The organism is Streptomyces sp. NPDC045899 (assembly GCF_056431485.1).
The window spans coordinates 38,447-51,177 of sequence record NZ_JBWKKP010000005.1 but is presented as its reverse complement, the minus strand read 5'-3'; the positions used below and the strand labels follow the sequence as shown (position 1 = coordinate 51,177).

At 73.4% G+C, this 12,731-nt stretch carries 13 protein-coding genes; 5 read left to right on the top strand and 8 right to left on the bottom strand.

The window, feature by feature from the left end; translation table 11 throughout:
• The first annotated feature begins 42 nt into the window (after nt 1-42).
• Both AC07FT_RS09250 and AC07FT_RS09245 read left to right on the top strand, forming a co-directional pair.
• Nucleotides 43-744, top strand: a complete 702-nt coding sequence (locus AC07FT_RS09250) for a TetR/AcrR family transcriptional regulator (RefSeq protein ID WP_479175290.1) — start codon at nt 43-45, stop codon at nt 742-744.
• Nucleotides 745-752: 8 nt separating this feature from the next.
• Nucleotides 753-1,259 (top strand): DinB family protein, encoded by a 507-nt coding sequence (locus AC07FT_RS09245; protein ID WP_479175288.1) that lies wholly within the window; start codon nt 753-755, stop codon nt 1,257-1,259.
• A gap of 56 nt (nt 1,260-1,315) precedes the next feature.
• Here the strand turns inward: AC07FT_RS09245 and AC07FT_RS09240 are convergent, their stop codons facing one another.
• Nucleotides 1,316-1,816 carry a hypothetical protein gene (locus AC07FT_RS09240; RefSeq protein ID WP_479175673.1) on the bottom strand — a complete coding sequence of 167 codons (501 nt, stop codon included), beginning with the start codon at nt 1,814-1,816 and terminating at the stop codon, nt 1,316-1,318.
• Between the two features lie 161 nt (nt 1,817-1,977).
• Nucleotides 1,978-2,949 carry a helix-turn-helix transcriptional regulator gene (locus tag AC07FT_RS09235; RefSeq protein WP_479175286.1) on the bottom strand — a complete coding sequence of 324 codons (972 nt, stop codon included), beginning with the start codon at nt 2,947-2,949 and terminating at the stop codon, nt 1,978-1,980.
• Between the two features lie 104 nt (nt 2,950-3,053).
• Between AC07FT_RS09235 and AC07FT_RS09230 the strand changes: the two genes are divergently transcribed.
• The gene (locus tag AC07FT_RS09230; RefSeq protein ID WP_479175284.1) at nt 3,054-3,464 is read left to right on the top strand and encodes a DUF3224 domain-containing protein; all 411 of its coding nucleotides are present in this window, start codon (nt 3,054-3,056) and stop codon (nt 3,462-3,464) included.
• Between the two features lie 5 nt (nt 3,465-3,469).
• Here AC07FT_RS09230 and ung read toward each other — a convergent pair whose 3' ends face one another.
• The 5 genes from ung to AC07FT_RS09205 form a co-directional block, all read right to left on the bottom strand.
• Nucleotides 3,470-4,156: a uracil-DNA glycosylase gene (gene ung, locus AC07FT_RS09225; protein WP_471196088.1), complete on the bottom strand. Its 687-nt coding sequence runs from the start codon at nt 4,154-4,156 to the stop codon at nt 3,470-3,472.
• Nucleotides 4,157-4,275: 119 nt separating this feature from the next.
• Nucleotides 4,276-5,037: an SDR family oxidoreductase gene (locus tag AC07FT_RS09220; RefSeq protein WP_479175282.1), complete on the bottom strand. Its 762-nt coding sequence runs from the start codon at nt 5,035-5,037 to the stop codon at nt 4,276-4,278.
• A gap of 17 nt (nt 5,038-5,054) precedes the next feature.
• Nucleotides 5,055-5,816: a 3-oxoacyl-ACP reductase FabG gene (gene fabG / locus AC07FT_RS09215; protein ID WP_435240818.1), complete on the bottom strand. Its 762-nt coding sequence runs from the start codon at nt 5,814-5,816 to the stop codon at nt 5,055-5,057.
• A gap of 158 nt (nt 5,817-5,974) precedes the next feature.
• On the bottom strand, nt 5,975-6,370 hold the full coding sequence (locus AC07FT_RS09210; protein ID WP_471196079.1) for a DUF3037 domain-containing protein: 396 nt from the start codon (nt 6,368-6,370) through the stop codon (nt 5,975-5,977).
• Nucleotides 6,367-7,191: a HipA family kinase gene (locus tag AC07FT_RS09205; protein WP_479175280.1), complete on the bottom strand. Its 825-nt coding sequence runs from the start codon at nt 7,189-7,191 to the stop codon at nt 6,367-6,369. The genes AC07FT_RS09210 and AC07FT_RS09205 overlap by 4 nt, the downstream gene beginning before the upstream one ends.
• Before the next feature lie 272 nt (nt 7,192-7,463).
• Here AC07FT_RS09205 and AC07FT_RS09200 point away from each other — a divergent pair, with 272 nt between their 5' ends.
• Complete coding sequence (locus tag AC07FT_RS09200) at nt 7,464-10,247, top strand: helix-turn-helix transcriptional regulator (RefSeq protein ID WP_479175278.1); 2,784 nt, start codon at nt 7,464-7,466, stop codon at nt 10,245-10,247.
• A gap of 42 nt (nt 10,248-10,289) precedes the next feature.
• On the opposite strand, the gene AC07FT_RS09195 is transcribed toward AC07FT_RS09200, so the two are convergent.
• Entirely contained in the window at nt 10,290-10,673 is a 384-nt protein-coding gene (locus AC07FT_RS09195) for an ArsR/SmtB family transcription factor (RefSeq protein WP_479175276.1), read from the bottom strand.
• Nucleotides 10,674-10,768: 95 nt separating this feature from the next.
• On the opposite strand from AC07FT_RS09195, the gene AC07FT_RS09190 reads away from it, so the two are divergent.
• A complete protein-coding gene (locus tag AC07FT_RS09190; protein WP_479175275.1) occupies nt 10,769-12,730 on the top strand; it encodes a heavy metal translocating P-type ATPase in 1,962 nt (653 codons plus the stop codon).
• Nucleotide 12,731 lies beyond the last annotated feature (1 nt).

The window sequence follows — 12,731 nt, the reverse complement described above, 5'->3', positions numbered from 1 at the left end:
CCCAATGTACTACACCTGTAGTTCGCGGGATAGATTGGGGGCATGACCGCTGATCGACCCGCCGAGACCGCCGGATCCGGCACCGGGGCCCGGTCCGGGCCGCCCCGGCCGGGATCCCGCGCCGAACTGATCGCCGACACCGCCCTCGCGCTGCTGGCCGAGCGCGGGATGCGGGGGCTGACGCACCGCGCGGTGGACGAGGCGGCCGGACTGCCGCAGGGCTCGACCTCCAACCACGCCCGCACCCGCGCCGCGCTGCTGAAGGCGGCGGTACGGCGGCTCGCCGAGCGGGAGGGGCGGCTGCTGGCCCCCGAGGAGATGCCCCCGCTCTCCGGCGGCCCGGACCGGGCACACGGCACGGCGGCGGACCCGCTCGCCGCCCTGGCCGACGCCCTCTCCCTCGCCCTGCACCGCTCGCTGACCCAGCAGCGCGACCTGCTGGTGGCCCGCTACGAGCTGGCGCTCGAGGCCACCCGGCGGCCGGAGCTTCGGGAGTACTACGACACCGCGGGCCGCGGCTTCCGGCAGCTGCTGGAGGGGATGGTGGCGGCGGCGGGCTCCACCGAACCCCGCCGCCACGGCCGTTCGCTGACCGCCTGGTGCGAGGGGCTGATGTTCGGCTGCGCGGCGGGGGTGGACCACGCCGATCCGCCCGGCCGCGCGGAACTGCGGGCCGGAGCCGAGGAGTTGCTGCGCGGCATGGTGCCGAAATCACGTGGCGGTGCGGAGCACACCCGGTCATGATGCTCGCCATGACTTCTGCCGAACGTTCCGTACCGCCCCGCGTCGCCGATGAGCGCACCATGCTCGAGACCTGGCTGGACTTCCACCGGGCGACCCTCGCCCTCAAATGTGAGGGGCTCGACGACAAGGCCCTGCGCGAGGCGTCCGCGTCACCGTCCGAACTGACCCTGCTCGGACTGGTCAGGCATATGGCCGAGGTGGAACGCAACTGGTTCCGGCGGGTGCTGGACGGTGAGAAGGCCGAGCCGATCTGGTACAGCCGGGAGGACCCCGACGGTGAGTTCCACTTCGCCGACGGGAACACCACGGAGGAGTGTTTCGCCATCTGGCGGGAGGAGATCGCGGGGGCCCGCACGGCGGCCGAGGGGCGGTCGCTGGAGGATGTCGTACCCGGTCCGGGCGGCCACGACTACAGCCTGCGCTGGATCTACGTCCACATGATCGAGGAGTACGCCCGCCACAACGGCCACGCCGACCTCCTGCGCGAGCGGATCGACGGCGCGACCGGCGACTGAGCCCGGTCCCGCCGCGGTCCCATCGGGACCGCGACGACCGAGGGCGGCGGCCCCGCTCAGGCCGCTCCCTCCAGCCGGAGGGCGAGCCGGGCGATCGCGGCCCGTACGCCGTCACCGTGCGGATCCTCGCCGAGCGCGCCCGCGCTGGCGCGTGCCAGGGCCAGCTGACCGCGTGCCGCGTCCTCCCGGCCCAGCTTCACGTAGTCGACCGCGAGGTTGAGGTGGAGCGAAGGGTAGAGGGCGCGCACCTCGTCCGCTCCGGGCCGCCGCTCCCCCACCCCGGTGTCCGCGCCCCGGCCGCCGGTCAGCCCGTCGGCGGCGCCGAGCGCCAGCAGGTCCCAGATCAGCTCGTCGTCGGGGTCGTCCTGGGTGTCGGCCATGTAATGGGCGAGGGCACAGCGGTGGAAGGGCGCGCCGTCACGGCCGAGCTCCCGCCACAGCAGGGCCAGCCGGTTGCGTGCCTCCTCCCTGTCACCTCCCCGGTGGAGCATCACCGCCTGCCCGATCCGGGTCAGTACGGCGTCGTCCTCCGGTGCCGTACGCTGCGCCTCCGCCATCGCGGCCTCCCGCTCGTTCGCCGGGGTTCTCACCCGCGCGGATGCTCAGGTGCTGGGTGCTCCAGCGCGACGCTAGCCGCCCGCGCGGGGGCGTCCGGCGTGTCGCGGTCCGGCCGGGTGGTGGCCCGGCGCGCCGACCGGACGGACGGGTGGCGCGGGGTTCAGCCCGGCGTCCGGTAGCGGCGGGCCAGTTCCCCGACGGCGCCGGCCACCGCCTCCCGCAGCTCCGGCGGCCCGAGCACCTCGGCCTCGGTGCCCAGCCGCAGCACATCGTGGACGGCCACCGGCAGCGACTCCACCGGCAGTGTCACCCGCACCCGCCCGTCGGCGTCCGGCGGCCCCGCCCCGGCCGCCGCCACCGCGCCGGCCGTGCCGAACTGCATCGGCAGCAGTTTCCGTCCGCGCTCGGTCAGCAGCAGTTCGGCCTCACCCTGGAAGCGGGAGGTCTCCAGCCGCCGGGACACCTCCAGCCAGTGGGCCGCGAGGTCGAAGCCGGCCGGGCGCTCGAAGTGTTCCGCCAACAGCTCGGCGTCGAGGATGCGCGCGACCCGGTAGCTGCGCACACGGTCCTCCGCGCGCGCCACCAGGTACCAGATGCCGCCCTTGAGAACGAGGCCAAGACCGTGCAGATCGCGCCGCACCTCGCCGCGCCAGCGCCGGTAGTGCACCCGCAGCACCCGCCGCTCCCACACGGCCTCGGCGGCCGCGGCGAGGTGGGGCACCGGTTCGGCGTCCCGGAACCAGCCGGGGGCGTCCAGGTGGAACCGCTCCTGGATGCGGCGGGACCGCTCCTCAAGACCGGCCGGGAGCGCGGCGCGCAGTTTGAGCTGGGCGGTGGCGAGGTCGGCGCCCAGCCCCAGTTCGGCGGCCTGGCCCGGCATCCCGGCCAGGAAGAGCGAATCGGCCTCGTCGCCGGTGAGCCCGGTGAGCCGGGTGCGGTAGCCGTCGAGCAGCCGGTAGCCCCCGGCCGGACCGCGGTCGGCGTAGACGGGCACCCCGCTGGCGCCCAGCGCCTCCACATCGCGGTAGACGGTGCGGACCGACACCTCCAGCTCGGCGGCGATCTCCGGCGCGGTCATCCGGCCCCGGTGCTGGAGCAGCAGGAGCAGCGAGAGCAGACGGTCGGCGCGCACGGCTCCCATTGTGCCGCCGTACCTGACAGAAGATGTCAGGTACGGCGGAGATCGTGGTCGGCACAGCCCACCCGCGGGGCGAGGCCCCGCCGAAAGGACCCGCCATGACCACGCACGCCACCGGCCACTTCACCTTCGCGGACTGGCAGGAGGTCGGGACCGGGCAGGCCGCGGACGGTGCGCGGATCGCCCGCGCCCAGGTCACCAACGGCTATGCGGGCGCCCTCACCGCACCGGACACCGTGTGCCAGTACTCGATCGTCTACACCACCGCGAAGACCGGCTCCTTCACCGGTCATGAACTGGTGGACGGCGAGCTCGACGGCCGCCGGGGCGGCTTCGTCCTGGCGCAGCACGGCACCTTCGGTGAGGACGGCACCGTGCACTGCTCGTTCGAGGTGGTGCCGGGCTCCGGCAGCGGTGAGCTGGTCTCGCTCACCGGCCGGGGCTCCTTCACCGCGCCGCACGGCGTCCAGGAGGTCGCGTACGCCTTCGACTACGAACTGGCGGACTGACCCGGTCAGCCCTGGGCGGCCAGGTCCGGGATCCGCCAGTCGATCGGGGTGTGGCCCTGGGCCTTCACCGCCTCATCGATCTGGGTGAAGGGGCGCGAGCCGAAGAACTTCTTCGCCGACAGCGGGGAGGGGTGCGCCCCCTTCACCACCACATGACGCTCCTCGTCGATCAACGGCAGCTTCTTCTGGGCGTAGTTGCCCCAGAGCACGAAGACGGCCGGGTCGGGACGGGAGGCGACCGCGCGGATCACCGCATCCGTGAACTTCTCCCAGCCCTTGCTCTTGTGGGAGTTGGCCTCACCGGCACGGACCGTCAGCACCGCGTTGAGCAGCAGCACGCCCTGCTGGGCCCACGGCATCAGATAGCCGTTGTCCGGGACCGGGTGGCCCAGCTCCTCCTTCATCTCCTTGTAGATGTTCCGCAGCGACGGCGGGGTCTTCACCCCGGGCCGCACGGAGAAGCACAGACCGTGCCCCTGGCCCTCGCCGTGGTACGGGTCCTGCCCGAGGACCAGCACCTTCACCTGGTCGTACGGGGTGGCCTCCAGGGCGGCGAAGACCTCCTCGCGCGGCGGGTAGACCGGGCCCCTGGCCCGCTCCTCCTCGACGAACTCGGTGAGCTCCTTGAAGTAGGGCTTCCCCAGCTCCTCGCCGAGGACGCCGCGCCAGGACTCGGGCAGCTCGTAGGGCACGTCAACAACCTCCGGTCGGTGTTCCGTCTATGGGCACAGAACCTACCGGTGGGCACTGACAACGCCTCATCCGCCGGCCGGCTCCCGGCCGCGGCCGGGCCGGGAGCCGCGCCGCACGGTCAGCCGGCTCCGGCGTTGAGGTAGATCCCGCCGTCCACCACCAGGGTCTGCCCGGTGATCCAGGCCGCCTGGTCGGAGGTGAGGAAGGCGGCCGCGCCGCCGATGTCCTCGGGCATCCCGAGCCGTCCCAGCGGGTACTGGGCGGTGACCTGCTCCTCACGCCCCTCGTAGAGCGCGGTGGCGAACTTGGTCTTCACCACCGCGGGGGCGATGGTGTTGACCCGCACTCCGGGCGCGAACTCATGGGCGAGCTGCACCGAGAGGTTGACCATGGCGGCCTTGCTCACGCCGTACGCGGCGACGAACGGGGAGGGCGAAAGCCCGGCCACCGAGGCGATGTTGACGATCGAGCCGCCGTTCTCCCGCTGCCACGCCTTCCAGGTCCGCTGGGCGAAGCCGAGCGCCGAGACCACATTGGTCTCGAAGACCTTGCGCAGCACGGCGAGGTCCATATCGGCCACCGGCCCGAAGACCGGGTTGGTCCCGGCGTTGTTGACGAGGTGATCGATCCGGCCGAACGCCTCCATCGCACGTTCGACGGCCACCGCCTGGTGTGCCTCGTCATGGGCCTTGCCGGCGACGGCGATGACCCGGTCGGCGCCGAGCCGCTCCACCGCCTCCTTGAGCGAGTCCTCGTTGCGGCCGGTGATGCACACCCGGTCGCCGCGTGCCACCAGCGCCTCGGCGATGGCGTATCCGATACCGCGGCTGGCCCCGGTGACGAGTGCCGTCCGCCCGCTGTCCTTGATCTCTGCGGTCATGTGGTCCACGACTCCCGTCAGTTGAGCGGGCCGCCGGCCACGTACAGGACCTGGCCGGAGACGAATCCGGCGGCGTCACCGGTGAAGAAGGCGATGGCGTTGGCGATGTCCTCGGGGTGTCCGACCCGGGCCACCGGGATCTGACTGGCCGCGGCCTTCTGGAAGTCGTCGAAGCCCATGCCGACGCGCTCGGCGGTGGCGGCGGTCATATCGGTGGCGATGAAACCGGGCGCCACGGCGTTGGCGGTGACACCGAACTTGCCGAGTTCGATGGCGAGCGTCTTGGTGAAGCCCTGCAGACCGGCCTTGGCGGCCGAGTAGTTGACCTGACCGCGGTTGCCGAGCGCCGAGCTGCTGGAGAGGTTGACGATCCGGCCGAACTCCGCGTCCACCATGTGCTTCTGGCAGGCGCGGGACATCAGGAACGCACCCCGCAGATGCACGTTCATGACCGTGTCCCAGTCGGTTTCGCTCATCTTGAAGAGCAGGTTGTCGCGGAGCACCCCGGCGTTGTTGACCAGGACCGTCGGCGCGCCGAGCTCCTCGGCGACGCGCCCGACCGCGGTCTCCACCTGCGCGGCGTCGGACACGTCGCAGCCCACGGCGATGGCCTTGCCGCCCGCCTTGGTGATCTGCTCCACGGTGCCCGCACAGGACGCCTCGTCGAGGTCGAGCACGGCGACGGCGCGACCCTCCTCGGCCAGACGCACGGCGGTCGCCGCGCCGATGCCGCGGGCCGCGCCCGTCACGATGGCAACGCGCTGCTCGGTGGTGGACATGCGGGTTCTCCTCGCCTCGATAGCGGCTCACCTCCGCGGTCCCGGGGGTGAGCAACCGCTTAGTCGCTTCAGCAGACGAGACGCTATGAGGACCGCACCCGCCTGTCAACGACCCCCTTTTTATGCCCTCGCTCACCTCCGGGCACCCGGTGCGGCGCTCACCGCACCAGCAGGTCGAGCAGCCGCTCGGCCTCCGCCTCCGGGTCCGCCGTCAGCCCGGTGTGCACCGGGCCGGGCTGGACCACCGTGGAACGCGGGGCGACCAGCCAGCGGAACCGCCGTCCGGCGTCGTCGCCCGCGGCCTGCCCGGCCCCCTCGCCCCCGCCGCACACCCCCGCCACGGCGCCCAGGGCGGCCCGTACGCCCGCCACGTCCGCCGAGGGGTCGAGCGCCCGCAGCCGGGCCTCGTCCAGATGGATCCGCGCGGTCACGAAGGACCGCGCGCGGCAGTAGAGGACCACCCCCGCGTTGATCAGCTCCCCGCGCTCGACCCGGGGGACCACGCGCACCACCGCGTACTCGAAGACATCCCGGCCGTTGTGCAGCCCGCTCACGTGCCCGCCTTTCCGTCGACCCACACCCGCAGCCAGTCCGGGGCCTGTGAGGGACCCTTCCCGGCCCGTTCGCCCAGGGTGATCTTCTCGCCCACGGTCGCGGCGCGCTCCAGCAGCACCTCGACATAGGCGCGGCGCACCGCCGCGGGACCGTCGAATCCGGGCTCGTCGAGCAGCCAGGCGTCGGGAACGTCGGCCACCACCTCGGTGAGCAGTTCCTCGGTGATCCGCGGGGCCAGTGCCCCGGCGGCCGCGGCGACATCCGGCGCGAACGGTGCCAGGACGTGGTCGGAGGCGTCATAGGGCTTGGCGGCGGCCGCCTCGAGACCGCGCCAGCTGTGGTGCCAGATCAGGGTGGCCCCGTGGTCGATGAGCCACAGCTGTCCGTGCCAGACCAGCAGGTTGGGGTTGCGCCAGGACCGGTCCACATTGCCGATGAGGGCGTCGAACCACACCACGTGTCCCGCCTCGGCCGGGCCCACCTCGAAGGCCAGCGGGTCGAAGCCGAGCGAACCGGGCAGGTAGTCCATGCCCAGGTTGAGCCCGCCACTGGCCTTGAGCAGCTCCTGCACCTCCTGGTCCGGTTCACTCAGCCCGATCACCGGGTCCAGCTGGATCCGCACCAGGTCCGGAACCCGCAGACCCAGCCGACGGCCCAGCTGGCCGCAGATGACCTCGGCGACGAGGGTCTTGCGACCCTGCCCCGCACCGGTGAACTTCATGACGTAGGTACCGAGATCGTCGGCCTCGACGATGCCGGGGAGCGACCCGCCCTCACGCAAGGGCGTGACATAGCGGGTGGCCGTGACTTCGGAAAGCATTTCCTCAAGCTATCCGAGACATCGACCGTGCCATCAGTGATTTTCTCCCGGTGCGCGGACGCCGGGCGATACGCCGCGGCGGGCCACGGGGGAAGGGTCCGGCGTCGGGCCACACGGTGGGCGTGCGGAGGGCCGAGGCGTAGGCTGAGATCTTGGACCGGAGCCCCGGGACCGGGACGCCCATCACACGATGAGGGAGTTGTCGCCTTGCCGCCACAGGCCCCCCGGAGCGCTGACGCGCAGCGTCCACTCGACCGGCGCTAGGTGCCGCGATGGCTGCCACCGCCGACACCGCCTTCGTGGGGCGCGCCCCTGAGCTGGAGCGCATGCACACGTGTCTGCGCGAGGCGCGCTCCGGCAAGGCGTCGAGCGTGCTCGTCCAGGGGCCGGCGGGGATCGGGAAGACCGCGCTGGTACGCCACTGGCTGGAGGGGCTCGCGCCGGAGGGCTTCCCGGTGCTCCGAGCCACCTGTGACACCTCCGAGGAGGATCTGGCCTTCGGCATGATCGGGCAGCTCACCTCCCGGGTGCCGACGGTGCTCCTGGAGCGGTTCCCGCTGCTCGCGGGGGCGATCCCGGCGGCCTCGGAGCCGTTCCAGGTGGGCGCCGAACTGCTGGGACTCCTCGGAGAGCTCCAGGGCGGCGGACCGGTGGTGATGATCGTCGACGATGTCCAGTGGGCCGATCAGCCCTCGGCCCAGACGCTGGGCTTCGTGCTGCGCCGTCTGGAGGCCGACGCGGTCCTCACCGTGCTGCTGGCCCGCAGCGATACGGAGCCCGGCCGGGCCGGCGGGCTGGATCTGCACCGCCTCATCGCCCGTATGCCGCACAACTGCGAGCTGAATCTGACCGGGCTCGGTGTCGCCGAGGTGGCCGAGCTGGCCGGGCTGGTCCACGGGCGTCCCGTCGGCAGCGGAACGGCCGAGCGGCTGCGGAAGCACACCGGCGGCCATGCGCTGTACCTCCGGACGCTGCTCACCGAGGTGTCGCTGGAGGGGGCGGCCGACGGGCGGGACACCCTGCCGGTTCCGACCTCCCTGGTACAGGCCCTTCGGCGGCAGTTGGAGGCCCTGCCCGGCGAGGCGCGCGCCCTGATCGAGGGCATCGCCGTCCTGGGCGTCCCGGCGCCCCTGGCCACGGCCGCGCGCGTCGCCTCCGTCGCGGAGCCCGACGCGGCGCTCGCGCCCCTGCTGCGCCACGGCATCGTGCGCTGGTGGCCCCACCGGCCGTCCACCCCGGTCGCGATCGCCCACGCGTTGCAGCGGGAGGCCATCATGGGCGCCACTCCGCCCGACCGGCTGCGGGCGCTGCACGCGACCGCGGCCACCCTCGTCGATCGCGCCGCGTCCTGGTCGCACCGGGTCGCGGCCACGCACGGCGCCGACCCCCGGCTCGCCGGTGAGCTCGAACGGGCCGCCGGGGAACACGACTCGGCGGGTGAGGCGGTGCGGGCGGCGAACCTCCTGCTGTGGGCCTCGGAGGTGGCGCTCCCCCGGCGGGAGCAGGAGCGCCTGCTGCTCACGGCGGCCGCACGCCTGCTGTGGGCCCAGCAGTACCTGCGCGTGGAACCGCTCCTGACGAGGATCGAGGCCGCCGAACCGTCCCCGCTGCGCAGCCTGGTGCTGGGCGGCTACGGAACGCCCCGCGGCACTCCCGGCGCCGCGGAGCTGCTCAGGGACGCGCTGGAGGCCCGTCCGGCCGAACCCGGCGCGGAGTTCGTGCCCGCCATGGCGGGCACCTGGCTCGGTATCAAGCACGTCGTGGACGGACACGGCGCGAAGGCCGTGCCGGTGCTCCGGGACGTGCTGGCGATCGACCGCCTGGAGCCACAACTGGCACCGTGGGCGGCCGGCGGCCTGGGACTGGCCCGCGCCTACGCCGACGGGGCACGCGCGGCCCTGGGCGAGTACAACACCGTGGCCCCGCCCGGCAGTCCGCGCTCCGCCGCGGACCAGGCCCTCCAGCGCGCCTACCGCGGCATGCTCCAGATGTGGGCCGGGGACCTGGCCGACGCGCAGCATGAGCTCGCCGCGGCCCTGGACACCGCGCGCACCCAAGGCTCCGCCGTGACCTCGGAGTTCACCTACGCCAATCTCGCCGCCTCGCAGTACCTCCTCGGCCTCTGGGACGAGGCCGCGATCAGCGCCGACCACGCCCTGGCCATCGCCGACGCCGAGGAGAAGCCCTGGGCGTTCTCGTACGCCTACTCCATCGCGTCATGGGTGCCCTCCGGACGCGGACAGTGGCAGCGGGCCCGGGAACTGGTGGAGCGCTCGTACCGGTGGTCCAGGGAGATGGGACCTGACTACGGAGTGCCGCTGGCCGCCCTGGGGAACGCCGTGCTGGCGCAGGCCCGGGGCGACCACCCCACCATGCTCGCCGCGCTGCGGGCGGTCCTCGGGGCCCGTCCCGACGCGGGTCCGCTGGCGTTCCAGACCTGGTGGCGCCCGCTGCACGTCGAGGCCCTGATCGCCGGTGGCGACCTGGACAAGGCCGCTCCGGCCATGACCTCCCTGGCGGCGCTGGGCGAGGAGGCGCCCTCGCTGCGTCTCGCGGTGGCATGGCTCTCGGGCCGGCTGTCCCAGGCGCGCGGGGACGCCAAGCGGGCCCGTGACACCTTCGAAGAGGGGCTCGCCGCCCCCGCCGGCGCCGATGATCCGCCCCTGCACCGGGCGCTGCTGGCGCACGGCCACGGTCGGCTGCTGGTCCGTGCCGGGGAGCACCACCGGGCGGCCGCGCGCTTCGCCGAGGCCCGTGACCTCTTCGCGGCGCTGGGGGCGCAGCCGTTCCTCCTGCGCTACCGTGACGACTTCGCGGACTGGCCCGCCGCCCGGCCCCACTCGGCCGGGGCCGCGCTGTCCGGACTGACCGACCGCGAGCGGGACATCTCCCTGCTCGTCGGCCGCGGGCTGACCAACCGGGAGATCGCCGCCAAGCTGTTCATCAGCAGCAAGACGGTCGAATACCACCTCGGCCACGTGTACCAGAAGCTCGTCATCTCCGGACGCCGCCAGCTCCGGAACCTGATCCAGCAGGACGGTTCACCCGGCGGCTGAGGCGCGTCACGCCGCCCTTCCCGGGCACTCGCGCGCGGACGACTACGCGGAATCGGGGCGGAGTCGCTCCCCCGGCATGTCGCGCACACCGAGGCGCAGATGTTCGACGTGGTAGAGGGCCTGGTCGAGGAGTTCGGCGACATGGTCGTCGTAGAGGGCGTAGACGATCGAGCGCCCGTGCCGCTCACCGGTGACCAGACCGAGGTTGCGCAGCAGGCGCAACTGGTGGGAGCAGGCCGAGGCTTCCATCCCGACGGCGTCCGCGAGGTCGCCCACCGCGCAGGGGCCCTCCTGGAGCCGGGCCAGGATGCGCAGCCGGGAGGGGGTGGCCAGGGCCTGGAGGGTGGCGGCGACATCGGCGGTGCCCACCGCGTCCAGGCGTTCGCGGGTGGTGGCACTGCTGGTGGCGTCGCGTCCATGGCCCATGCGGTCATGATACCGACGACAACTGAAGACCTGTTCAGATGTTCCTGTACGGTGGACGCCGTCGCCCCGTCCGCCCCGCGAAGGGTTGCTCCGTCATGTCTTCCGTCCTGGACCAGCAGGCCGCGCCACCCGTCGGCGGTGCGAGAGCCGTCACGCCGCGCCGTCGTACGCGCCTCCTGGCGCTGCCGGAGGCCCGGTGGGCGCTCGCCGCGCTGGCGCTGTTCCTGCTCGCCCTCCCGCTCCACGCGTTCGGGGCGCCGGGATGGCTGTGGGGGACGCTGTTCGCCGCCACCTACGTCACCGGCGGCTGGGAGCCGGGGTGGGAGGGGCTGAAGGCGCTCCGGGACCGGACGCTGGACGTGGACCTGCTGATGGTCGTCGCGGCGCTCGGCGCCGCCGCGATCGGCCAGGTCCTCGACGGCGCACTGCTGATCGTCATCTTCGCCACCTCCGGTGCCCTGGAGGCGGTGGCGACCGCGCGGACCGCGGACTCCGTACGCGGTCTGCTCGACCTCGCCCCCGCCACCGCGACCCGGCTGCTGCCCGACGGCACCGAGGAGACCATCGACGCGGAACGGCTCGCCGTCGGGGACACCATCCTGGTCCGCCCCGGCGAGCGGATCGGCGCCGACGGCACGGTGGTCGGCGGGACCGGCGAGGTCGACCAGGCCACCATCACCGGTGAACCCCTGCCGGTGGCCAAACAGGCGGGGGACGAGGTGTTCGCCGCCACCGTCAACGGAACCGGCGCCCTGCGGGTACGCGTCGGACGCGACCCCTCCGACTCGGTGATCGCCCGGATCGTGAAGATGGTCGAGGAGGCCTCCGAGACCAAGGCCCCCACCCAGCTGTTCATCGAGAAGGTCGAACAGCGGTACTCGATCGGCATGGTCATCGCGACCCTCGCCGTCTTCGCTCTCCCCCTCGCCCTCGGCTCCGCGCTCCAGCCGTCCCTGCTGCGGGCGATGACGTTCATGATCGTCGCCTCACCGTGCGCGGTGGTGCTCTCCACCATGCCGCCGCTGCTGTCCGCGATCGCCAACGCCGGGCGCCACGGCGTACTCACCAAGTCCGCCGTCGCCATGGAACGCCTGGGCCAGATCGACACCGTCGCCCTCGACAAGACCGGCACCCTGACCGAGGGCACGCCCCGCGTCACCGACGTCCGCCCACTGCCCGGCGGCCGACTGGACGAGACCGCCGTGCTGGCCCTGGCCGCCTCGGCCGAGCACCCCAGCGAACACCCCCTGGCCCGTGCCGTCGTCGACGCCGCCCGCGAACGGGGGCTGCGCCTGTCGGACGCCGACGGCTTCACCTCGGCCCCCGGCCGGGGCGTCAGCGCCACCGTCGACGGCCACGGGGTCCAGGTCGGTTCCCCCGCCCGCCTCCTCCCCGACGGCGCCCCGGAAGCGGTGGTACGGGAACTGGAGGAGGCCGGGCGGACCGCGGTGGCGGTGCTGCGCGACGGCCTCCCCGTGGGTGTGCTGGGGATCGCCGACCGGCTGCGGCCGGAGGCCGCCGCGACCGTCGCCGCGCTCACCCGTCTGACCGGCCGCGCCCCGGTGCTGGTGACCGGCGACAACGAGCGCGCCGCCCGGCAGTTGGCCACCGAGGTCGGCATCACCGAGGTCCGGGCCGGACTGCTGCCGCAGGACAAGGCGGCGGCCGTCCAGGAGTGGGCGGCCGCGGGGCGCCGGGTGCTGGTCGTCGGGGACGGTGTCAACGACGCCCCGGCGCTGGCCGCCGCCCACTGCGGTATCGCCATGGGCCGGGGCGGCTCCGACCTCGCCCTGGAGACCGCCGACGCCGTCGTCGTCCGCGACGAACTGGCCACCGTCCCCGCCGTCGTGTCGCTCTCCCGGACCGCCCGGCGCCTGGTCGTCCAGAACCTGGCCGTCGCGGGCGTGTTCATCACCGCCCTGGTGGTCTGGGACCTGGCCGGCACCCTCCCGCTGCCCCTCGGCGTCGCCGGACACGAGGGCTCGACCGTCGTCGTCGGCCTCAACGGCCTGCGTCTGCTGCGCGAGGCCGCCTGGCCGCGCCCCACCGCCGGATGAG

Bases quoted from the DNA above. Each gene is read 5' to 3' on its own strand.
- AC07FT_RS09250 (WP_479175290.1), top strand. From the start codon at position 43: ATGACCGCTGATCGACCCGCCGAGACCGCCGGATCCGGCACCGGGGCC.
- AC07FT_RS09245 (WP_479175288.1), top strand. From the start codon at position 753: ATGACTTCTGCCGAACGTTCCGTACCGCCCCGCGTCGCCGATGAGCGC.
- AC07FT_RS09240 (WP_479175673.1), bottom strand. From the start codon at position 1,816: ATGGCGGAGGCGCAGCGTACGGCACCGGAGGACGACGCCGTACTGACC.
- AC07FT_RS09230 (WP_479175284.1), top strand. From the start codon at position 3,054: ATGACCACGCACGCCACCGGCCACTTCACCTTCGCGGACTGGCAGGAG.
- AC07FT_RS09220 (WP_479175282.1), bottom strand. From the start codon at position 5,037: ATGACCGCAGAGATCAAGGACAGCGGGCGGACGGCACTCGTCACCGGG.
- fabG (WP_435240818.1), bottom strand. From the start codon at position 5,816: ATGTCCACCACCGAGCAGCGCGTTGCCATCGTGACGGGCGCGGCCCGC.
- AC07FT_RS09205 (WP_479175280.1), bottom strand. From the start codon at position 7,191: ATGCTTTCCGAAGTCACGGCCACCCGCTATGTCACGCCCTTGCGTGAG.
- AC07FT_RS09200 (WP_479175278.1), top strand. From the start codon at position 7,464: ATGGCTGCCACCGCCGACACCGCCTTCGTGGGGCGCGCCCCTGAGCTG.
- AC07FT_RS09195 (WP_479175276.1), bottom strand. From the start codon at position 10,673: ATGGGCCATGGACGCGACGCCACCAGCAGTGCCACCACCCGCGAACGC.
- AC07FT_RS09190 (WP_479175275.1), top strand. From the start codon at position 10,769: ATGTCTTCCGTCCTGGACCAGCAGGCCGCGCCACCCGTCGGCGGTGCG.